The 21,411-nt window shown below is 35.8% G+C and carries 21 protein-coding genes; 3 read left to right on the top strand and 18 right to left on the bottom strand.

Annotated features, from left to right (window positions below; genetic code table 11):
- Positions 1–1,464, top strand: a 1,464-nt coding sequence (locus tag SPD89_RS18230) for a heavy metal translocating P-type ATPase (protein ID WP_336263378.1), incomplete at its 5' end; no start/stop codon positions are given.
- A 1,093-nt stretch (positions 1,465–2,557) separates the two neighbouring features.
- Here the strand turns inward: SPD89_RS18230 and SPD89_RS18235 are convergent.
- The 7 genes from SPD89_RS18235 to SPD89_RS18265 form a co-directional block, all read right to left on the bottom strand.
- Positions 2,558–3,388 carry a YihY/virulence factor BrkB family protein gene (locus SPD89_RS18235; protein ID WP_336263379.1) on the bottom strand — a complete coding sequence of 277 codons (831 nt, stop codon included), beginning with the start codon at positions 3,386–3,388 and terminating at the stop codon, positions 2,558–2,560.
- Between the two features lie 44 nt (positions 3,389–3,432).
- Positions 3,433–3,708, bottom strand: coding sequence for a YtxH domain-containing protein (locus SPD89_RS18240; protein ID WP_336263380.1), 276 nt, complete (start codon positions 3,706–3,708; stop codon positions 3,433–3,435).
- An 11-nt stretch (positions 3,709–3,719) separates the two neighbouring features.
- Positions 3,720–4,196, bottom strand: coding sequence for a low molecular weight protein-tyrosine-phosphatase (locus SPD89_RS18245; RefSeq protein WP_336263381.1), 477 nt, complete (start codon positions 4,194–4,196; stop codon positions 3,720–3,722).
- A gap of 19 nt (positions 4,197–4,215) precedes the next feature.
- A complete protein-coding gene (locus SPD89_RS18250) occupies positions 4,216–4,884 on the bottom strand; it encodes an SOS response-associated peptidase (RefSeq protein WP_336263382.1) in 669 nt (222 codons plus the stop codon).
- A gap of 16 nt (positions 4,885–4,900) precedes the next feature.
- Positions 4,901–5,401: an RDD family protein gene (locus SPD89_RS18255; RefSeq protein ID WP_336263383.1), complete on the bottom strand. Its 501-nt coding sequence runs from the start codon at positions 5,399–5,401 to the stop codon at positions 4,901–4,903.
- An 18-nt stretch (positions 5,402–5,419) separates the two neighbouring features.
- Entirely contained in the window at positions 5,420–6,406 is a 987-nt protein-coding gene (gene sppA / locus SPD89_RS18260) for a signal peptide peptidase SppA (RefSeq protein WP_336263384.1), read from the bottom strand.
- 304 nt (positions 6,407–6,710) lie between these two features.
- Positions 6,711–7,541, bottom strand: coding sequence for a CAP domain-containing protein (locus tag SPD89_RS18265; RefSeq protein ID WP_336263385.1), 831 nt, complete (start codon positions 7,539–7,541; stop codon positions 6,711–6,713).
- A gap of 491 nt (positions 7,542–8,032) precedes the next feature.
- On the opposite strand from SPD89_RS18265, the gene SPD89_RS18270 reads away from it, so the two are divergent.
- Positions 8,033–9,193: a CaiB/BaiF CoA transferase family protein gene (locus tag SPD89_RS18270; protein ID WP_336263386.1), complete on the top strand. Its 1,161-nt coding sequence runs from the start codon at positions 8,033–8,035 to the stop codon at positions 9,191–9,193.
- Positions 9,194–9,204: 11 nt separating this feature from the next.
- Positions 9,205–10,398 (top strand): acyl-CoA dehydrogenase family protein, encoded by a 1,194-nt coding sequence (locus SPD89_RS18275; protein ID WP_336263387.1) that lies wholly within the window; start codon positions 9,205–9,207, stop codon positions 10,396–10,398.
- A 224-nt stretch (positions 10,399–10,622) separates the two neighbouring features.
- Here the strand turns inward: SPD89_RS18275 and SPD89_RS18280 are convergent, their stop codons facing one another.
- The 11 genes from SPD89_RS18280 to SPD89_RS18330 form a co-directional block, all read right to left on the bottom strand.
- Positions 10,623–11,159, bottom strand: coding sequence for a cupin domain-containing protein (locus tag SPD89_RS18280; protein WP_336263405.1), 537 nt, complete (start codon positions 11,157–11,159; stop codon positions 10,623–10,625).
- A gap of 5 nt (positions 11,160–11,164) precedes the next feature.
- On the bottom strand, positions 11,165–11,932 hold the full coding sequence (locus SPD89_RS18285; RefSeq protein ID WP_336263388.1) for an ABC transporter ATP-binding protein: 768 nt from the start codon (positions 11,930–11,932) through the stop codon (positions 11,165–11,167).
- Positions 11,907–12,890, bottom strand: a complete 984-nt coding sequence (locus tag SPD89_RS18290) for an ABC transporter ATP-binding protein (RefSeq protein WP_336263389.1) — start codon at positions 12,888–12,890, stop codon at positions 11,907–11,909. The genes SPD89_RS18285 and SPD89_RS18290 overlap by 26 nt, the downstream gene beginning before the upstream one ends.
- A gap of 11 nt (positions 12,891–12,901) precedes the next feature.
- The gene (locus tag SPD89_RS18295; protein WP_336263390.1) at positions 12,902–13,771 is read right to left on the bottom strand and encodes an ABC transporter permease; all 870 of its coding nucleotides are present in this window, start codon (positions 13,769–13,771) and stop codon (positions 12,902–12,904) included.
- Between the two features lie 10 nt (positions 13,772–13,781).
- A complete protein-coding gene (locus SPD89_RS18300) occupies positions 13,782–14,786 on the bottom strand; it encodes an ABC transporter permease (protein WP_336263391.1) in 1,005 nt (334 codons plus the stop codon).
- A 26-nt stretch (positions 14,787–14,812) separates the two neighbouring features.
- Positions 14,813–16,393 carry an ABC transporter substrate-binding protein gene (locus tag SPD89_RS18305; protein ID WP_336263392.1) on the bottom strand — a complete coding sequence of 527 codons (1,581 nt, stop codon included), beginning with the start codon at positions 16,391–16,393 and terminating at the stop codon, positions 14,813–14,815.
- Positions 16,386–17,399, bottom strand: coding sequence for a dipeptidase (locus SPD89_RS18310; RefSeq protein ID WP_336263393.1), 1,014 nt, complete (start codon positions 17,397–17,399; stop codon positions 16,386–16,388). The genes SPD89_RS18305 and SPD89_RS18310 overlap by 8 nt, the downstream gene beginning before the upstream one ends.
- 104 nt (positions 17,400–17,503) lie before the next feature.
- Positions 17,504–17,812 (bottom strand): DUF3870 domain-containing protein, encoded by a 309-nt coding sequence (locus SPD89_RS18315; protein WP_336263394.1) that lies wholly within the window; start codon positions 17,810–17,812, stop codon positions 17,504–17,506.
- Positions 17,813–17,815: 3 nt separating this feature from the next.
- Positions 17,816–18,574 carry an IclR family transcriptional regulator gene (locus SPD89_RS18320; RefSeq protein ID WP_336263395.1) on the bottom strand — a complete coding sequence of 253 codons (759 nt, stop codon included), beginning with the start codon at positions 18,572–18,574 and terminating at the stop codon, positions 17,816–17,818.
- Between the two features lie 66 nt (positions 18,575–18,640).
- On the bottom strand, positions 18,641–19,816 hold the full coding sequence (locus SPD89_RS18325; protein ID WP_336263396.1) for a saccharopine dehydrogenase family protein: 1,176 nt from the start codon (positions 19,814–19,816) through the stop codon (positions 18,641–18,643).
- Between the two features lie 69 nt (positions 19,817–19,885).
- Positions 19,886–21,382, bottom strand: a complete 1,497-nt coding sequence (locus tag SPD89_RS18330) for an aldehyde dehydrogenase family protein (protein WP_336263397.1) — start codon at positions 21,380–21,382, stop codon at positions 19,886–19,888.
- Positions 21,383–21,411 lie beyond the last annotated feature (29 nt).

The following is a 21,411-nucleotide window of genomic DNA, read 5'->3' on the forward strand; positions in this document are numbered from 1 at the left end:
AAATTAAATGTTGGAGATTTAATTTATGTTAGAGCAAGTGAACGGATCCCCGCAGATGGTAAAATTATTCATGGATCTACCTCTGTCGATGAAAGTGCAATAACTGGGGAATCCATTCCTGAAACGAAAGGTTTAAACGCAGAAGTGTTTGCCGGAACTGTTGCGCTAAACGGATCAATAACAATTGAAATTACAAAACATGCAGAAGATACTATTTTTCAAAAAATAATTGAAATGGTTCAATCAGCACAAGACGAAAAATCACCAACTCAGCTTTTCATTGAAAAATTTGAAGGGACATACGTTAAAACTGTTTTAATCACTGTTATGATTATGATGTTTCTTCCATACTTTTTATTTGGCTGGTCATTAACGGAAAGTATTTACCGGGCAATGATTCTACTCGTTGTAGCTTCTCCTTGTGCATTAGTTGCATCTATCATGCCAGCAACTCTTTCAGCCATATCCAAAAGTGCACGAAATGGAGTCTTATTTAAAGGTGGAGTACATCTCGAAAGTCTAAGCCAAATGAAATCTATAGCATTTGATAAGACAGGTACATTAACAAATGGAACACCTACAGTCACAAATGTTCACGTTCATCCGGGTTACGATGAAGCTTTCATTCATGAAATTGCTGGAGCAATTGAGAGTGAATCAACACACCCGCTCGCAGAAGCAATTCGTTCTTACAGTTTAAACTATTTAAATAAAGATATATTTGATGTGAAAATTGAACAGGTTACAACGGAAAGTGGTCGAGGTGTCATTGGAGTGGTGAATGGTGAAAGTTGTCATATTGGAAAGGAAAATTTTACTGAAACTATTCACCCAGATACTCAGTTTTATGGAGAGTTAGCAAAAAATTTGGCGAATGAAGGAAAAACAGTCGTTTTTGTAACTCATCAAGAAAAAGTTGTCGCTATATATGCACTAAAAGATACAGTAAGAAAAGAAGCCAAAGAAGCAATCAAAGCAATTAAACAACGTGGAATTTATACGATATTACTAACGGGCGATAATGAACTGACTGCAAAAGCTGTCGCTAAAGAGGTTGGAATCGATGATTACGTATCCGAGTGTCTACCAGAAGAAAAAGTAACTTATATGAAGCAGTTACGAGAAAAATATGGCAGTGTAGCAATGATTGGAGATGGAATAAATGATGCTCCTGCTCTTGCAACAGCAGATGTTGGCATAGCGATGGGAGAAGGTACAGATGTAGCTCTTGAAACGGCAGATGTTGTTTTAATGAAAAATGATCTCTCAAAAATTAGAGATTCGATTCAAACCTCTGGAAAAATGAACCGAGTCGTTAAACAAAATATCGTTTTTTCTTTAGCTGTTATTACGGCTCTTATTGTGTCTAACTTCTTTCAAGCGATTGACCTGCCTCTGGGAGTGATTGGACATGAAGGAAGCACCATTTTGGTTATCTTAAATGGCTTGAGACTGTTAAAATAATTTGTTAACTGAGTGAGAAATATTATTTAAAAGCTCCATCGAACGTTTCCACTGCGAATCAGCGCTTGAAACTGTTCGGTGGACTTTCCCCTTGTTACCATAACAGAATCTCTTAATCCTTAGTTGAAAAAAACTGTGACTTAACTATTTAATCATCACTGGAAAGAATAACTCGAGTCGATTTCAAACATGTCGAGTCGTTTTCCATGATGTCGAGTCGATTCCGAACATGTCGAGTCATTTTCCAAGATGTCGAGTCGATTTCAAACATGTCGAGTCATTTTCCAAGATGTCGAGTCGATTTCAAACATGTCGAGTCATTTTCCAAGATGTCGAGTCGTTTTCCAAGATGTCGAGTCGATTTCAAACATGTCGAGTCATTTCCCAAGATGTCGAGTCGTTTCCGAACATGTCGAGTCGTTTTCCAAGACGTCGAGTCATTTTCCAAGACGTCGAGTCAATTCCGAACATGTCGAGTCATTTTCCAAGACGTCGAGTCATTTTCCAAGACGTCGAGTCATTTTCCGAGATGTCGAGTCAATTCCGAACATTGTCGAGTCGTTTTCCAAGACGTCGAGTCGTTTTCCAAGATGTCGAGTCAATTCCGAACATGTCGAGTCGTTCTCCAAGACGTCGAGTCATTTCCCAAGATGTCGAGTCGTTTTCCAAGACGTCGAGTCGTTTTCCAAGATGTCGAGTCGTTTTCCAAGATGTCATGTCGATTTCAAACATGTCGAGTCGTTTTCAAACATGTCGAGTCATTTTCCAAGACGTCGAGTCGTTTTCCAAGACGTCGAGTCAATTCCGAACATGTCGAGTCAATTCCGAACATGTCGAGTCGTTTCGCAATATATGAGTTGCCCTCTAGATATGGAGTTGATACATAACATAACAAGTAGACTTTTATTTCGCAATTTATGGATATTGGCCATGTAGTTAACGATGGCTTCTAAAAAGAAAAGCCGAACTATTACAAATTTCAATTAGAAATTTGCTTTATAGTTCGGTTTTTTCTAGGATTTATTAGTTTTTGTTCCCTTTTTCGCAAGCAAATCTACTTGCCTATAAAAATTATGACGGATTCTTTTAACAACTATTTTGACTTTTGATTTAATTCCCAGTTTTTCATAAAGGCATTCAGTACACCGCCAGTCGTTATAATAATTCCTGATAAATAAAACCAAATCATTAAAACGATTACAGTTCCTAAGCTTCCATAAGTCGCTGAATAATTACCAAGTGTATCTACATAAAATGAAAATCCAAATGATGTAACTTGCCAGGAAATAGTTGCGAAAAAAGTTCCCCAAATCGCATGTCTCGCCTTAACCTTCGTGTGTGGCGCCATCATATATAGTACAAAGAAAACGATAAAAAATATAATCGAAGATGTAACCCAACGAAACATATTCCATGCATTTAAAAAGTCTTCAGATAAATTAAACATCGCAAAAAATTGTTCGCCAATTAATTTTCCAAATACCGGTAGGAATAGTGCTACGACAATAACTAAAATCATACCCAGTGTTAAGCCGACAGCAATTATTCGAGCAGTAATAAAGGTTCGCTCTTTTTCCACCTCATAAGCCCTATTAAAAGACTTAGTGATCGCATTCATTCCATTTGAGGCCGACCATATTGTACCAATGATACTTAACGATAATAAACCACCACTCCGGTTATTGACTAGCTGCGTTAAATTCATGTCAATCATATTAACTACATCTGCTGGTAAATAGGTACCTAATATATCAATAACATAATTACTATCTATGGGTAAGTAACCAAGTAATGTAACTAAAAATAACAGAAAAGGGAATAGCGACAAAAGAAAAAAGTATGCTAATTGTGCAGAAAGACCGGCTACATCTGCCTGATCAATTCGATTTATTAATATTTTTCCGAACTGGATCACTTTTTGCATATTGGCAATCCTTTCTAAATGACAATATTCCCTCTAACATTATCTTATTTCTTCGTTACTTTATTTAATGAATTTTCTACTTGTTCTAAAGCATTTACGGCACTACTTGTATTTGACTCAATCATATTATTTAAAGTAAGGGCTGCATGTCGAATTTTTTCTACAGCATCGGTTGGATTTTTCACATAATAAGTAAAATTATCCCGTGACTTAGATAACGTTTCTTTTGCATATTTTCTAGCATCTTTATTTAACAAACTTAATAATCCACCAATTGATGCACCTGCGATGATACCCGTTAGTAATGTTCTTTTCCCCATTTCCTTTTCTCCTAACCTTTAATTTGATATTTTTTTAAAATATATTTTAATAAATGTTCACATGCTTCATTTACTAATTCATACGTATAATCGAAATTACCTGTATAATATGGATCTGGAACATTTGATTCACGTGCACTTTCAACAAATTCAAGAAGGTTTTTAACGACAACTTGATCAGGTATTTCGTATTCCGCCTGTATATTTTTCATATTGCTATCATCCATTGTAATGATGTAATCAAACGTCTGAAAGTCTTCCTGGAGAACTTGACGAGCAGTTATCCCTTCATAAGAGATACCTTTTTCATCTAATTTCGCTCTCGTTCCTTCATGTGGTGGTTTACCAGTATGCCATAAAGCAGTCCCAGCAGAATCTACTTCAATGTCTTTAGCTAACCCTTTTTCCTGTACCATATTCCGAAATATTGCCTCCGCCATCGGTGAACGACAAATATTTCCTAAACATACGAATAAAATGCGGATCACCTTAAAGCCCCCTAGTAAATTATTTTGCGATTGGTTCAATACATTGAGCATTATTATTTTTTACATGATTAACAAAATCACTAACAGAATATGCTGTCAAGTGCTCCATTTCAATCTCGTTTAAAAATTGATGAGCTTCTTTCTCATTTGCAAAACTTGGTCTAATCCAGACGTCTTCTTTATCTCTCGGTAATATAATTGGCATTCGGTGATGAATACTCTTCATAAATGTATTGGAATCTTTTGTTAATAATGTGCACGTGAATAATGTTTTATCCCCGTATTGCCACTTATCCCAAAGACCGGCAAATGCAAATAATTCACGATTTTCTAATTGGATTCTTTTCGGTATTTTCCCGTCTTCTGTCTTCTGCCATTCATAAAAGCTGTCTGCAATCACAAGACAACGCTTCCTAGCCATTAAGTTTCTAAAGCTTGGCTTCACATGAGCTGTCTCACTGCGGGCATTAATCATTTTATTTCCAATTTTCTCATCTTTTGCCCAAGACGGAACAAGCCCCCACTTTAAAAAACCGGCTCGACGTTTTTTTCCATCATGAATAATAGCTAGAACTTGCTGACTAGGAGCAATATTATAATTTGGATGATAATTGTCTATCTCATACGAAATATCAAATCGTTGCCTTATTTTCAGTTCATCAGCTAATAAGGTATAACGACCACACATATCAACCACTCCCAATTTATATGTGAATAACCTTTGTATTACCGATCATATCATGAATACCTTGCTTCTTTGGGGAAAATGCAATGACAAGGTATAGTAATTTTAAAATAAAAATCACATTTTGGATAAAGCGTCCAATTACTTCTCTAAAAATAAGGTCACTCCATAACAACGGCGTTTCACCGTTCTCGCTAATTACTTTAATTCCAAGAATCATTTTACCGACTGTCTGTCCCCAAAATTTTGTCATTAATAAAAAATATACATAATAAATAATCCCGGCTAAAATTCCATTCACTGTCCAAAATCCGATTTCAAGCGGGAATCCTTCATTTACGAATAGAAGTGGACTTAGTAATATACCATTGATACTAAAAATGATAATTACGTCAATTAAATAAGCCCAATAACGCATCCAAAATCCTGCATATCTATATTCATTCTCTTGTGGGGACGGTTCTACCATCGGGACAGAGTCGTTTTTTTCTATTTGGTCTTCTTCATAGTTGGAATCCATTGTTTTACCTCCCTCACACTAGTAAATATACATTGCTCGTGGTTTATCTGATTGTCTTAATAAAGACAGAACCATTTCAAGTTCTGATGAATCCGATTGGAATAATGATTTCATATTCATTCCGAGTCCTGATAAAATTCCGAAACCTTCTTCATATTGGATTACTTGGGCGTCTTCTAAATCATAATCTTCTTTAAGAGCAGTCAACGTATCTTCAAAATTACCAACTTCATCGACTAACCCAACTGATTGTGCTTGTTTTCCAGTATAGACACGTCCATCTCCTACTTCTCTTACTTTCGATTCACTCATTCCTCTTCCATCAACAATTACTTGAACAAATTCATCATACATTTCATCAACCATCGATTGTAAGATTTCTCTTTCTTCTTTTGTCATTTCTCGGCTTGCAGACATGATATCTTTATGTTTTCCACTTTTAATCGTATTAAAATTAATACCGTATTTTTCAGCAAGTCCTGCATAATTAACACTTTCCATAATAACACCGATTGAACCAGTAATTGTTGAAGGTTCAGCAAAAATTTTATCCGCCGGAGCAGCAACATAATAGCCACCCGATGCTGCCATTGATCCCATTGAAACATAAATTGGCTTTTCATATGCTGCCTGTATTTCTACAAGCTTACGGTGAATTTCTGCTGTAGGTCCTACAGCTCCGCCTGGTGAATCAACTTGTAAAACAATTGCTTCAACAGAATCGTCTTCACCAGCTTGGTCAATCATCTTTAAAAATTGTTCGTGATTGTATCCTTCAAAAAATATCGACATTTCTGCATCTTGAATTACACCATCTAAATTAAGTACAGCAATTCTTTTGTCCCAATCCCCTTCTTCTACAATATGTTCGTCAAAATAGTAGTCGTCAAGTTCAGCAAATGACTCTAACATTCCCGAAGCAATATTCATTGTAAAACGGAATCCAATCGAAACAAAGAGTAGTACAAGTGCTGCAATTAACGCTAACCAACGTTTTGTATTCATTATGTATAAACCAATCCTTTCCTTATGCAAAACTTATTTCTATAATCAAATCGTACAATAAAAATTACTCAAATACCACTGATTTAAATGGATTAAGTAAACTAATGATACTTCACCATGTACAATTATTAAAATCAGTACATTTCAACCAAGTGATTACGGATAAAAAGATAATGTGTGCACGGATAACACGTTTTTGTACGGAAAAATCACGAATATACTAAAAAATTCTTGGATAACTCCAAGTTTTACCGAAAAAAAAAACGAGCGCAGACAACACTTGTCCTTGCTCGATTTGGAGTTATTATTTACCAATAAATTGTTGTGTCCAGTAGTTTCCTTGTTCAACATAGCCAACACCGATATGTGTAAAGCTGCTATTTAGGATGTTTTCACGGTGACCTGGGCTGTTCATCCATGCATTTACAACTTCTTGAGGGGTACGTTGACCCATCGCAATGTTTTCCCCTGCTGCACGGTAGTTAATGCCATATGCTTTCATCATATCAAATGGGGAGCCATATGTAGGACTGTTATGGTCAAAGTAGTTGTTCACTTGCATGTCACGAGATTTCTCTCTTGCCACTTTACTTAACTCATTATCTACTTGTAAAGGTTGTAAACCATTTTTTGCTCTTTCTTGGTTTGTTAATTCAACTACTTGTTGCTCGTATTGGCTTAATTGACCTGAATCATTATTTTCTGGTTTTTCAGGTGTAACATTTTCTTCAGGTGCTGGTTGAGCTGGTTGCTCAACTTCCTCTGGAGCTGGTTGTTCTTCTGGCTGTTCTACTTCTTCAGGTGCTGGTTGTTCTTCTGGCTGTTCTACTTCTTCAGGTGCTGGTTGTTCTTCTGGTTGTTCTACTTCTTCAGGTGCTGGCTGCTCTTCTGGTTGTTCTTCCTTAGGTGTTTTTTCAGTTTTGTTCCACTGAATGTTCCATTTCGCTAGACAATTTTCAAGAAAACTTTCTAATTCTCTATAATTATCTTTATCTATCTTTCCTTGGTAAATAAATTTATCAGTTTGACTTTCTGTATCTCCTGCTTGAGCAGAAGCTCCAACAGATTGTCCAAATCCTGTGCTCACTAATCCAACAATTAACATTGCAACTATGATTCTATACTTCTTAAACATTACTTACTCTCCTTTTGTGTTGTTTTGTTGTGATTACATCATATCATCTATTTTTCGTAATAAACGAACCAGCCTTTTCCAAATTCAAATTCTTAACTTTTTAACTTTTAAAATGTTAATAAATAAATAGTTTTATTGATTCCAAATTAAATCCAAAAGCAAATACTAACCATCAATACCATTTTTTACATGGAATTACCCCTTGACATATTTTAAAATGCGAAGTTGTTTTACAATAATATTATGCTGTGTAATCTTTTTGTTACATTTCTATAATATATGGATTTGCTATTTACATAATTTTAAAAATATTATACTATAGTAATAGAAACGTTTAATTGCATTTCTTTTGCGAAAAAACTGCCTAACTTGTTTACAGTTTCACACCAAAATTGTCCCAACAAGTGTAAGCCAGTTCTTACTATACTTATTTAATAAGTTAGTTTGAGCTGGCTTTTTATTATTTTTAGTACTTTAGGAGGTGAACATTAATGGCGGGAGCCTTAAAAGGAATAAAGATTCTTGATTTATCTCGAGTTCTGGCAGGTCCTTTTTGTACGATGGTTCTTGGAGATTTAGGAGCTGAAGTAATTAAAGTGGAATCACCTAATAGCGGTGATGATACTAGGAAATGGGGGCCACCTTTTAAACAGAAAGTCAGTGCATACTATCTCTGTACCAATCGAAATAAAAAAAGTGTGACAATTGATTTAAAATCAGTACAAGGGATTGAGCAAATAAAAGAGCTCGTTTCTGAGGCAGATGTTGTCATTAATAATTTTAAATCCGGCACAATGGAGAAGTTTGGTCTCGGCTATAAAACTCTTTCACTTATCAATCCAAAAATAATCTATTGTTCTATTACCGGCTTTGGAGAAACCGGTCCTTATAAAGATATGGCTGGGTACGATTTTATTATCCAAGCAATGAGTGGACTTATGAGCATTACAGGAACAGATAATTCTAGCCCTCAAAAGTTAGGTGTAGCTATAGTTGATGTTTTAACAGGTCTATATGCAGCAATAGGAATTCAAGCAGCTTTAATTGAAAGAGAACAATCAGGCAAGGGACAAAAAATTGACCTATCACTCTATGACTCTGCTGTTAGTGCTTTAATTAATATAGGAAGTAATTATTTAATGACGAAAGAAATACCAAAGCGAATTGGAAATGAACATGCGAATATCGTTCCTTATCAGACATTTATTACTGAAGATGGAGAAATGGTTATCGCAGTTGGTAATGATAGTCAGTTTAAAAAGTTATGTGAAATCATTGAACAACCGAAATTGGCAACAGACATACGTTTTCAAACAAACCCTGATCGGGTGAAGCATCGTTTAGAACTTGTACCAATTTTACAAAGAGCTTTCCTTCAAAGAAACACAGCATATTGGAAAGATAAATGTGACAAAAACAATATCCCTTGTGGCCCGATTCAAGATTTGGAAGATGTATACAACGATCCCCAACTAAATAAAAGAAACATGTTTATTGAAATGGAGCATCCGACTGCAGGAGAAATCGAATTGATTGGAAGTCCGCTTCATTTATCACGTACACCGGTGACGTATCGGCACCATCCACCAAATCTAGGTGAACATAATGTTGAAATATTAAATAAATTACATTCTAAAAATCTAAACGATTAGGAGAGGATTTAATGGATTTTCAATTTTCAGAAGAACAAAAAATGTTACGTAATACAGTAAGAAGTTTTGTTGATCAAGAAATCATGCCACATATCGCAACATGGGATCGTGAAGGTTATTTTGAACCGTCGATTATTAAGAAATTAGCAGACTTAGGATTAATGGGAGTTTGTATCCCTGAGAAGTACGGCGGTAGTGGAATGGACTATAATGCACTCGCTATCGTTTGTGAGGAGCTAGAACGTGGAGATACAGCCTTTCGAACAGCGGTTTCCGTTCATACTGGGCTTAATAGTATGTCCATTTTACAATGGGGTTCAGAAGAACAAAAGCAAAAATATCTCGTCCCACAAGCTCGCGGTGAAAAGGTTGGCGCCTTTGGGTTAACCGAGCCAGCTGCTGGATCAGACGTTGCCGCTATGCAAACAACTGCGGTTAAAGATGGGGACTATTATATTTTAAATGGACAAAAAACATGGATCTCTCTATGTGATGTCGCTGATCATTTTTTAGTTTTTGCCTATACTGATAAATCAAAAAAACATCACGGAATCTCAGCTTTTATTGTAGAACGTAAATGGGAAGGTTTTTCATCAAAAGCGATTAAAGGAAAGTTAGGAATTCGCGCCGGTAATACAGGAGAAATATTTTTTGATAACTTAAAAGTCCCAAAAGAAAATTTACTTGGTGCAGAAGGGGAAGGTTTTAAAATTGCGATGGCCTCTCTTGATAATGGACGCTTCACGGTTGCCGCTGGAGCAGTAGGACAAATCATGGTCTGTATGGAAGCGTCTGTTGCTTATTGTCACGAACGGGAAACGTTTGGAAAGCCGATTGGGCAGCATCAACTAGTTCAGCAAATGATCGCCAATATGGAGGCTGGCCTACAAATGAGTCGATTACTCGTCTACCGTGCTGGAGAATTAAAAAATGCTGGAAAGCGAAACACACGAGAAACGTCTCTGGCAAAATGGCAAGCATGTGATTTTGCTAATAAAGCAGCGGATGATGCTGTACAAATCCATGGAGCGTACGGCTTTTCGGACGAATATCCGGTCGAGCGTTATTTACGAAACTCAAAAGCACCTGTTATATATGAAGGAACAAGAGAAATTCATACGATAATGCAAGCGGAATACGTTCTTGGATACCGAAAAGATAAACCTTTAAACAAAATGCTTCCAGCTTGGGAGCAGGATTTATAATATAGAAACAGAGTGTTCCTTATGGAGGGTTATTTATACGAAAAATCTAATTTATTACAGACTCAACTTTTCTGGGGATAAATGTTTTATCTCGATTGTATGCATATTATTGCGAATTTTCATATAACCATTCCTAGCGAAGAAAATAAAGTAGACTTCTAGTCAACAAAGAGCTGTTTCAAATTAATAATTTGAAACAGCTCTTTTGAATCACTTCACTATTATTAGAAACTTGCTGGAGTCATTGCCCAAATAGAAACTGACTTTTCATCATGCTGATTAATAAAACGGTGAGGAATATCACTATTAAAATAAATACTATCACCCTCATGTAAAAGATACTCTTTTTCATCTAAAATGACAGTAAGTTTACCTTTTAATACAAAGCCACATTCTTCTCCGTGATGATTAATCATTTGCCTATCTTCTTGCCCAGGCTCTAACTCAATTAAAAGCATTTCTAAGTCACCTTTTGTATTCGGTGTTAGCAATTGATACTTTAATTTAGAGTTAGGTAAAACAATCGTCTTTCGTTCATCTTTTTTTACAACGCGATCTTCAACATCAGATGAGGTAAATAAAGAAGCAATTGTAATATCCAATCCTTGACATAATTTATATAAAGTAGTCATTGTTGGATCAACATTATTTCTCTCTATTTGACTAATCATTGAAACACTGACTCCAGATTTATCTGATAATTGTTGAAGTGATAAGCCATGTTTCTTTCTTATCACTCTAAATTTGTTTCCATCTAACATCAATGTTAACCTTCCTTCACTGTTGAAAGTCTAGGTAAAGATGAAAATAACCTTTTCGTATATTCTTCTTGTGGGGACAGAAATAACTTTTCTGTTTCCCCTTCTTCCACTAACCTTCCGCGATAAAGTACGCCTATTTCATCACACATATAACGAATCACAGACATATCGTGCGAAATAAATAGATATGTTAATTTCATTTCTTTTTGAAGCTGTTTTAATAAATTTAATATTTGTGCTTGAACAGAAACATCAAGCGCTGAAGTGGGTTCGTCCAAAATAATGAACTCCGGATCTGTAATGATCGCACGTGCAATTGCAATTCTTTGCCTTTGACCACCAGAAAATTCATGGGGATAGCGATTAAGATGATCTTCATTCATTCCTACTCGCCTCATTAATTGAACTAAATATTCATTTGAAAACTTCTCTTTTTGCATCTGCTTAGGTAAAGCGCGTAATGGCTCTGTCACGATATCTTTTATCGTAAATCGCACATCTAATGATGATTGTGGGTCTTGGAAAACAATTTGCATCATCCCAGCTGGTGGACGGATAAACTTCCCTTTTTTATTCCAAAGTTCTTTTTCTTTAAATTTGATTGTACCACTTGTTGGCTCTAATAGCCCTATTGTTATATTTCCGATTGTACTTTTTCCTGAACCGGATTCTCCAACTAATCCATATGTTTGACCGCGTTTTATCGATATAGAAATATTTTCGACCGCTATTACCCCGTCAAATTGTTTAGACAAGTTCTTGATGGTCAACATAAACTTCAGCCTCCCAACAACTAATTTTATGATCTTGGTTCACTTCAACAATTGTTGGCTGTTCATGCAAACACTTTTCCGTCCGAATCGGACAACGGCTATAAAAAACACAACCTTGTGGACGGTTTCGTGGATTAAATGATTCCCCATGTAGTACTTTCAATGCTTCATCTTGGCTTTTTCCTTCTGGTAATGACTCAATCAGTCCCCTTGTATATGGATGACTCGATTTCATTAATACTTGTTTCGTATTTCCTTCTTCCACAATTTTCCCGCCATACATCACATATACACGATCACATATATTCGCAACAACACCTAAATCATGTGTAATTAATATAATACTTGTTCCTTTTTTTTCACATAGCTCTTGCATTAATTTTAAAATTTCAGCTTGAATCGTTACATCAAGAGCTGTAGTAGGTTCATCTGCAATAACTAATTCTGGTGGAGCAGACATGGCAAGTGCAATCACTACTCGTTGCCTCATTCCTCCACTCAGTTGAAAAGGATACTTCTTAGCAACTTCCTCTGGATCGTTAATTTTTACATCTTTTAACGCTGCAATCGTTAATCGATCGGCCTCTTTCTTATTTACTTTTTGATGTTTTTGAATGACATTTGCAATTTGCTTCCCAATTTTCATCGTAGGGTTTAAAGCTGTCATTGGCTCCTGAAAAATCATCCCAATTTCTTTGCCACGTAGTAATTGAATTTCTTTTTCTGATAATTGCAGTAAATTTTTATCTTTATATATTATTTCCCCATTCGTTATCTCGGCATTACGATCTAATAAACCTAAAATAGAAAGAGCAGTGACAGATTTCCCTGAGCCTGACTCACCAACAATACCAATTATTTCTCCTTTATTTACATGTAACGAAACATCTTCTAATACATCTGTTTTCCCATAAATACTATTGAATGTAACAGATAAATTTTTAATTTGAAGGAACATAGTATGCCTCCTTATTTTAACGACTTAGGATCTAGTAAATCTCTTAAGCCATCTCCTAGTAAATTAAAGCTAACGGATGCTAAGAAAATAAACAGTCCTGGAAATGTTGCATACCACCACTGATTTAAGAAGTATTCCCAGCCAGTATGAATCATCGCACCCCATTCAGGTGTTGGCGGTTGCGCCCCAAGCCCTAAAAATCCTAATGTAGCAATTAGTAAAATAACGTCCCCTAAATCAATCGTAATTTGAATGATGACTGGTGTGATCACATTTGGAATCACATGTCTGAAAATAATCCAAATATCTGATAATCCAAACGTTTTTGCCGCTTTTACATAAAGCCTTTCACGAACAACGAGTGTTTCACTTCGAGCTAAACGTACAAAAACTGGTATTTTTACAATTGCGATTGCTAGCATCGCATTGAAAAGACTCGGACCTAATGCTGCAGTTAATGCCATTGCTAATACTAATGTTGGGAAAGCTAAAATAACATCCATTATTCGCATAATGATTTGCCCAAACTTTCCTCCAAAATATCCTGCAGTTGCACCGATAATCGTGCCAATTAAACCTGTAACAACTACGACTGAAATCCCCATTCCTAATGAAAGCCTTGCTCCATAGATTACTCTCGTAAAAATATCCCGACCAACTTCATCTGTACCAAACCAATGAGCTGCACTAGGTGATGCTAATCGATTGGACATATCGATACTATCTGGTTCATAAGGAGTTAACAGTGGGGCAAAGGCTGCCATAATGATAAATAAAATTAATACGAAGCCTCCGATTAATGTGAGAGGATTTTTTCTAAAGCGATACCATTTTATTTTCCATTCTGCAGGTTGTTTCAGTTCTATAGCTTTTGTCTCCATGTTTTCCCCCCTATTCCCTAATTTGTGGATCGAGCACTAAATATAGTAAGTCAACGACTAAATTAATTAACACATATCCAACTGCTATAAAAATGGTAAAACCCATAATCGCTGGAAAATCTAAATTTCCGATAGAATCTACGACATATTTCCCCATCCCTGGCCAATTAAAGACAATTTCAGTGATGACAGCTCCACCTAATAATGATCCAAAAGAAACTCCTATAACAGTAACAGTTGGAATAAGGGCGTTACGTAATCCATAACGAAAAATTAAAGTCAAATTTGAAATTCCATTCGCCTTTGCTGTCCGAATAAAGTCTTGATTTAAAATATCAATCATAGAAGATCTAACCTGTCTCGTAATTGCCGATAATTGAACATAGGAGAGGGCAATTGCGGGTAACAGGAGATGGCTGATTGCATTTTTAAACGTATTAAAATCTCCCGCTATTAAACTATCAATCGTATAAAACCCAGTTATTTTATCAGGACGTGCTATCGTCAAATCTAATCTACCCGAAGAAGGTAACCATCCAAGCTTACCGTAAAAAAATAAAATTAAAAGTAGTCCACTTAAAAAGACAGGTGTAGATACTCCTGAAATAGAAAATATTCGACCGATATAATCGATTTTCGTATTATTATATACCGCTGTGATAACACCGATAATAATTCCAAAAAAGATTGCAATAATAAAAGCAAACACAACTAACTCTAATGTTGCTGGAAAATAAGTAAATAAATCATTCATCACTGGCTGCTGGGTTCGAATCGACGTTCCTAAATCACCTGTAAAAATCCCTTTTATATAATTAAAATACTGAACAAATAATGGATCATTTAAGCCTAATTGTTCTCTCACTTTTTCATAAGTTTCTTGACTTGCTCGTTGCCCAACAATCATCCGGGCTGGGTCGCCCGGGATAATATTGGATATCATAAAGGTTATAATACTAACTCCAAATATGACAAACACAAGCATAATCATTCTATCTTTTATAACTTTTAGCATTGACTTGTCATCACCTTTATCTAATATTATTTAGACATTTCTGCCAAGTTATAGATCCCTTCTAACATCGGGTTATATACAAATCCTTTGACATTATCTCTCATAGGTACGATAAAGTCTTTTTGTGCAAGATGAATATAAACAGCATCATCGACAATAATTTCTTGTGCTTCATTATATAATGCTTCTCTTTCTGCTTGGTCACTAATGGAAGCCGCTTCTCTAATTAATTTATCGACTTGTTCATTTTCATAAAATGATCTGTTTCCAGCTAATCCCCAGTTTTCGGAATCAAACCAATAGTTCATAAACATGAATGGATCTCCATAGTCTGGACTCCATACTCCTAAAGATAAATCAAATTCACCAACATCAATTTGTTCTCTCATTGTTGCATAAGCCACTTTATTTAATTTCACATTGATGCCAATTTCACTTAAATTACTTTGGAGCATGAGTGCTAATTCTTCCCAATATGGTCGGTTATCAGAATATAATAGATCTAATGTTACATCAGTAAACCCTGACTGTTCAAGTAATTCCTTAGCTTTATCTGTATCAAATGTATACATATCTAAATCAGGATTGTGTCCCCATAAACCTTCAGGAACTGGTCCTTTAAACTGCTTCGCATATCCCTCCATAATTTGAGAGATAATCGAATCATAATCGATTGCATAGTTAACGGCTTGACGGAACTCTTTATTTTTCATCGCGTCTTGCCCTTTTCCAATATTCATATAAACATAGTCAACTAACAAAGAAGGAGACTCTTCAATCTTAATCCCTTCCATTTCTTTTAAACTTTCAATTTGATCTGTCGGTATGCCTTCAACAATATCTACTTCACCTTTTTCAAGCCGCATACGCGCACCAGCCGTATCTGAAGCAATTTGGAAAATAACCGTTTTCAATTCAGGTTCCACATTTGAATTTGGATTAACTGTTAATTTATAATACTGCCCTTGTTCATATTCTTCTAATTGATAGATACCGCTTCCCATTGTATTAACAGATAAGTAGTTTTGACCTAAATCTCCATCTTCTTCAAAGTCTAATACTTTTGGATTCACAATCGAACCATAGCTCGCTGCTAACGTTGAGATAAATGGTGGAAATTCATTTTCTAATTCAAATTCAACTGTATAATCATCGATCACTTCAATGTTTTTAATAATTTCATATAAGCTTGAAGGACCTTTTTCGATCTGAATTATACGTTCAAATGTAAATTTAACCGCTTCTGCATCTACTTCAGAACCATCGGAAAATTGATGTCCTTCCTCAAGATAAAATGTATACGTTAATCCATCATCTGAAATATCCCATTCTTTTGCAATTCCTGGTTTTACAGTTGTTTTTTCACCATCATATTCTACTAATCGTTCATATGCTGGATGAGTAATTTTCCACGAAGCATTGTCCATTGAAACACCTGGGTCAAGTGTTCCTGCTTCAGCTGGAATAGATACAGTTAACGCGTCAGATGCAGTCGACGATTCATCAGTAGCTCCATCGCTCAAACTTGTTTCAGAGTCGTTATTAGACGAACATGCACTTAATACTAATATCAATAACATGAAAATAATTAAAAATCTATTACGCATCATTTTTCCCCCTTGAATATTTGTGAATATTACACATAAATTGATAAAAGTTACGAAAAGCAAGTTTCTCTATATCTGCACTTGAAAATCCTCGTTGTGATAATTTTTCTAACAGCTTTGGTATTTTGGTTGCATCTTCAAGTCCCACTGTAAGATTTGATAAATCACTACCTAAGTCATAACTTTGTAAATAATCTACAAAATCAAAGCCCAATCCAACATACTCAATGCCGACAAGCTCTGCAATATAGCAAATATGATCTATAAATCTATCGATCGTTGGTTCAGTCGGATGGACAAATGATCCGTAAGCGTTTACACCAATTAGCCCTTCTGTTTTGGCGATTGCATTAATTTGTTCGTCAGTTAAATTTCTTTCATGGAAACAAATCGCATTTACATTACTATGTGATGCTAACAGTGGATAGTTCGATTGATTGACAACATCCCAAAACGATTGCTCGTCCAAATGAGAAACATCAATTATCCAATTTTCATCAATCATTTGCTGAATTAAACCTTCCCCATGCTTACTTATTCCTGAATGAACATTTTTTTCATTTCCAGATCCTGATGCAATAAAATTTACTTCGTTCCATGTAAAAATGGAGTGACGAATTGAATTTTCATTTAATTCGTTAAACGCAAGTGAAACTTTTTCTTTTTTATTATTACCTGTCCACTCTTCGATAAATGTAACTCCTTCAATTCCTAAATACACGAAGAATTTTTCTGTTTCATATGCATGTAACATCTCGTCAGGAGTCCTAACTACAATAACTTCACTCGATTCATTCAAATCGTCTAATACATGGTGAAAAATTTCAAGAAAACGCTTTAGTTTGTTTTGATAGATTGGTTCTACCCATATTACTCCAATTAATCCTGCTACTCTTCCTCGTTTGAGATTCGGTAAATGTACCCTTTCAAGGACATTTCTTTCACCATTCCCTCTGCGAAAAGCGATGTCATTAAATAAATCGGAATGGAGATCGACGACCTTCAACATTGCACCCCCTCTTTTTTATTTTATAATAAAATTTTTTTAATATATTAAAATATAACACAAGATTTTATTTTTATCAACTTGTAATTTATTTCTTCTACTGTCTATTCATTGATTTTTTCATACTGCTTATATAAATCTTTTAGTGCTGACTCAAGTGCACTGCCTGCTTTTCCTAAGTATTGTTCACGGACTTGTTGAACAAGCACTTCTATCCCATCTTGCAAACTATAACCTTTTAACAGATGCTCGACAAATTGCTGTGCATGAACAGTTGCCAACGTACAACTCGTTGAGACAATTACCCCATATTTTTTATCAATCTCTGCTGTAATTGTTAATGTATCATAAATACTTTTTGCTGCCATACCTGATGGAAGTCTAGCATGTCCTGCTATAAAAATCGTATTCACTATTCATTTCCCCCTAAATCCGAGCTGTTTTGAGATACACTTAGCGGTCTTACTACCTAATTCTTTCATTCGCTCTAATTTTTCTCCGTTAAAACGACTGGAAAGACCACTAATTGCTAGAGCTGCAATTACTTTGTTTTCAAAATTAAAAATTGGAAAAGATAGTCCTGTAGTATCTCCATCTTGCTCATCAATACTTAACGAAAATTGCTGTTTACGAATTTCTCTCAGTTCCTTTACTAATTCATCCTTATCAATTTTTCGGTTTGTTAACGTATACAAGACAGGAGCTTGCAAAATCGCTTGCTGTTCTTTTTCATTCATATAGGCGAGTAACATTTTCGGTCCCGACCCTACATAAAGCGGAGTGCTTCTACCTACTTTCGTATGTAAACTGAGTGCTCTTCTACTGTTTACTTTTTCGATATATGTTGCTTCTTGTTGATAAGGAATTACTAAATGAATCACTTCATTAATTTCTTTAGCTAGCCTTTCCATAAAAGGAACTGCAATCTCCCTTAATTCAAGGCGCTCCGAAACTAGATTTCCTAATTCTAATAATTTCAATCCTAAACCATAACGGCTGTCATGGGTGCTTACTTTCACCTTATACAACATTCCACAGTTTTCCAAAGTCGAAAGAAGGCGGTATGCTGTCGGCTTAGGAATCCCCGATATGTCTGCAATTTCTTGTAAAGATAATTCTTTTTCCTCAACAAATAAATCAAGTATACCTAAAGCTTTTATCACACTTTGATTCATATTTATACCTTCCTTCAACAATGATTATGAAAAAGTCCCTCCACATAATATGTAGAGGGGGAAATTTTATATATTCGCTATTTCAGATGACTGTTTCGTTTCTATCTCAGAAATATGAACATCACGTTTTTTTAATTCAGCAATATACAAGTCGCCAGGTACAATTTTTTCAGGTGGAATAACTCCTTTTTGGTTAATCGTACCTTCTGCAATCATCTGGGCGACAATAGAAATCGTATTCGCTGTCGCTCTGGCCATTGCGGTAACATTGTTCAACCGGTCTTTATATGTTGTCATCTCATACGTATAAGTCGTTTTTTCTTTGTCTTTAAGTCCAGAAACAATTACTCTTAAAAGTACCGCATCATCTTTATTGCCTAACTCTACTATTGGATCGAGTACTTTTAATAAAACATCACGCGGACTCACCTTTTCTCCATTAACTTCAACTTGATACCCTTTACGAGTTAAATTTAAATCAACAAGTAACTGAAATTTTTCTGCATGGCCGGGATAGCGGATGGTCTTGTATTCTAATGTTTCAAGCTGCGGAAAAGAATGGGACAAGGTTGAAGTTCCACCCGATGTGTGAAATGCCTCCAACGGTCCAAATTTTTCAAAATAAATTCGCTCCACCTCAGATAGTGAAGCTATTTCTTGTTTTACTCCATTCCTAATAATTAGCGATGGATCTGTATAATGATCAAATACTCCTTCCATCGAGAATACGTGATTGTATTCCAAAGGTCGTTCAGGGTTTAGCGGTATCCCCCCAACGTATAGTTTAATAGATTCAACATCATCTAGTTTACTCGCTCCATATCCTGATAAAATATTGATCATGCCAGGAGCAACACCTAAATCAGGTATGATCGTAACTCCACTCATCTTTGCCGCATCATCTAACTCTAGCACTTTATCGGTAATGTGGCCGATATGACCTCCCAAATCTACAGAACTAACCCCGATTTTTATTGCTGTTTTCGCTACAATTTCATTAAACGAATAAAATAAAGCATTAATAATTACATCAAAGTCTTCCATAAATTTTGCCAATTCATTTTCATCTGCTGCATTTACTTGGTAGGCTGAAAGTTTCGGAGAATGAAGTACTTTACATACATGCTCTGCTCGTGACAGATCAATGTCTGCTAATCCAACTTTCGAAACTTTCTCACTGCTTACCAAATCTCTAGCCGCCTCTTTTCCCATCAAACCGGAACCTAATACACCTACTTTCATCAGCTCAGCTCCTCTTTTAAACTTACTATTAATATATAAAGGCTTCAATCATTATGTTATTCTTTCCAATTAATCAACATCAATTTGGGCACGCTGCAATTTCCCACTATAATCAACATAAACAGCTTTCCATTCTGTAAATACATCTAGTGCTTGCACTCCTGAGTCACGATGCCCATTTCCAGTTCCTTTTGTTCCACCAAATGGTAAGTGGATCTCAGCACCAGTCGTTCCGGCATTTACATAGACAATTCCCGTATCTAAGTCGCGTTGTGCTTTAAATACACGGTTCACATCACTAGTAAATATTGAACTAGATAAACCATACGTTACATTATTATTTACTTCAATCGCTTCCTCAAAAGATTTGACAGGGATAAGCGATACGACCGGACCAAAAATTTCTTCCTGGGCAATCCGCATATCCCCCGTAACATCACTGAACAATGTTGGAGCAAAATAGTTCCCTTTAGCTAAGTTACCTTCTGTTAATGGATATCCTCCTGCTAATAATTTTGCTCCTTCTTGTTTGCCGATTTCCATATACTTTTTAATTTTTTCCATTCCAGCATCGTTAATAATCGGACCTACTTTTACATCTTCATCCAAACCATTACCGATTGTAAGCTTTTCCATTTCTGTTAGTAATCTTTGTTCTAATTGTTCTTTTACATCTTCATGAACAATGACGCGACTACAGGCTGTACATCTTTGCCCACTCGTTCCAAAAGCGCTCCAAATAATTCCTTCAACTGCTAGATCAATATCCGCATCATCCATTACAATAACAGCATTTTTACCACCTAGTTCTAGTGATACCTTTTTCAGCTGTCTTCCACATTCGGCAGCAATATGACTTCCTGTTTCATTTGAACCTGTAAAGGAAATAACACGAATATCATCATGGTGAACCATTGCATCCCCAACCGTACTACCAGATCCATAAACTACATTGATTACCCCTTTTGGGAGTCCTGCCTCTTCATAAATCTTAGCTAATTCAAAGGCCATAATTGGTGTTTCTGTTGCTGGTTTCCAAATCACTGCATTTCCTGCCACGATCGCGGGGAATGATTTCCATGTGGCAATTGCAATTGGAAAATTCCACGGTGTTATGATACCAACTACTCCAATTGGCGCTCTCATACTCATTGCAAATTTATCTTTTAATTCAGCATTTGTCGTTTGACCAAATAGTCTTCTTCCTTCACCAGCCATATAAAATGCCATATCAATTCCTTCTTGCACTTCTCCACGTGCTTCTTCCAGTACTTTTCCGTTTTCAAGTGTTAACAATTTTGCTAAATGTTCTTTACGTTCTTTCATAATTCTGCCGACTTCATACAGGACTTCTGCACGTTGTGGTGCGGGTGTTAGTGCCCATTCTTTTTGGGCAACTTTTGCCGCTTGAACTGCTTCATTAACGGCTTTTCCTCCAGATAATGGCACTTGTACAACTTGTTCACCTGTTGCAGGGTTGATCACCGAAGTGAACTCTTTTCCCTCTGCCCATTCTCCGTTAATATAGTTTGCTAGTTTTTCTACTTCCAATAATGCTTTTGCCATGCCAAAGACCTCCTAAAAGTTATTGAAAA

It is taken from the genome of Pseudogracilibacillus sp. SO30301A (assembly GCF_037072025.1).
Classification (GTDB): Bacteria; Bacillota; Bacilli; order Bacillales; family Amphibacillaceae; genus Pseudogracilibacillus.

Bases quoted from the DNA above. Each gene is read 5' to 3' on its own strand.
- SPD89_RS18235 (WP_336263379.1), bottom strand. From the start codon at position 3,388: ATGCAAAAAGTGATCCAGTTCGGAAAAATATTAATAAATCGAATTGAT.
- SPD89_RS18240 (WP_336263380.1), bottom strand. From the start codon at position 3,708: ATGGGGAAAAGAACATTACTAACGGGTATCATCGCAGGTGCATCAATT.
- SPD89_RS18250 (WP_336263382.1), bottom strand. From the start codon at position 4,884: ATGTGTGGTCGTTATACCTTATTAGCTGATGAACTGAAAATAAGGCAA.
- SPD89_RS18255 (WP_336263383.1), bottom strand. From the start codon at position 5,401: ATGGATTCCAACTATGAAGAAGACCAAATAGAAAAAAACGACTCTGTC.
- sppA (WP_336263384.1), bottom strand. From the start codon at position 6,406: ATGAATACAAAACGTTGGTTAGCGTTAATTGCAGCACTTGTACTACTC.
- SPD89_RS18265 (WP_336263385.1), bottom strand. From the start codon at position 7,541: ATGTTTAAGAAGTATAGAATCATAGTTGCAATGTTAATTGTTGGATTA.
- SPD89_RS18270 (WP_336263386.1), top strand. From the start codon at position 8,033: ATGGCGGGAGCCTTAAAAGGAATAAAGATTCTTGATTTATCTCGAGTT.
- SPD89_RS18275 (WP_336263387.1), top strand. From the start codon at position 9,205: ATGGATTTTCAATTTTCAGAAGAACAAAAAATGTTACGTAATACAGTA.
- SPD89_RS18280 (WP_336263405.1), bottom strand. From the start codon at position 11,159: ATGTTAGATGGAAACAAATTTAGAGTGATAAGAAAGAAACATGGCTTA.
- SPD89_RS18285 (WP_336263388.1), bottom strand. From the start codon at position 11,932: ATGTTGACCATCAAGAACTTGTCTAAACAATTTGACGGGGTAATAGCG.
- SPD89_RS18290 (WP_336263389.1), bottom strand. From the start codon at position 12,890: ATGTTCCTTCAAATTAAAAATTTATCTGTTACATTCAATAGTATTTAT.
- SPD89_RS18295 (WP_336263390.1), bottom strand. From the start codon at position 13,771: ATGGAGACAAAAGCTATAGAACTGAAACAACCTGCAGAATGGAAAATA.
- SPD89_RS18300 (WP_336263391.1), bottom strand. From the start codon at position 14,786: ATGCTAAAAGTTATAAAAGATAGAATGATTATGCTTGTGTTTGTCATA.
- SPD89_RS18305 (WP_336263392.1), bottom strand. From the start codon at position 16,393: ATGCGTAATAGATTTTTAATTATTTTCATGTTATTGATATTAGTATTA.
- SPD89_RS18320 (WP_336263395.1), bottom strand. From the start codon at position 18,574: ATGAATCAAAGTGTGATAAAAGCTTTAGGTATACTTGATTTATTTGTT.
- SPD89_RS18325 (WP_336263396.1), bottom strand. From the start codon at position 19,816: ATGAAAGTAGGTGTATTAGGTTCCGGTTTGATGGGAAAAGAGGCGGCT.
- SPD89_RS18330 (WP_336263397.1), bottom strand. From the start codon at position 21,382: ATGGCAAAAGCATTATTGGAAGTAGAAAAACTAGCAAACTATATTAAC.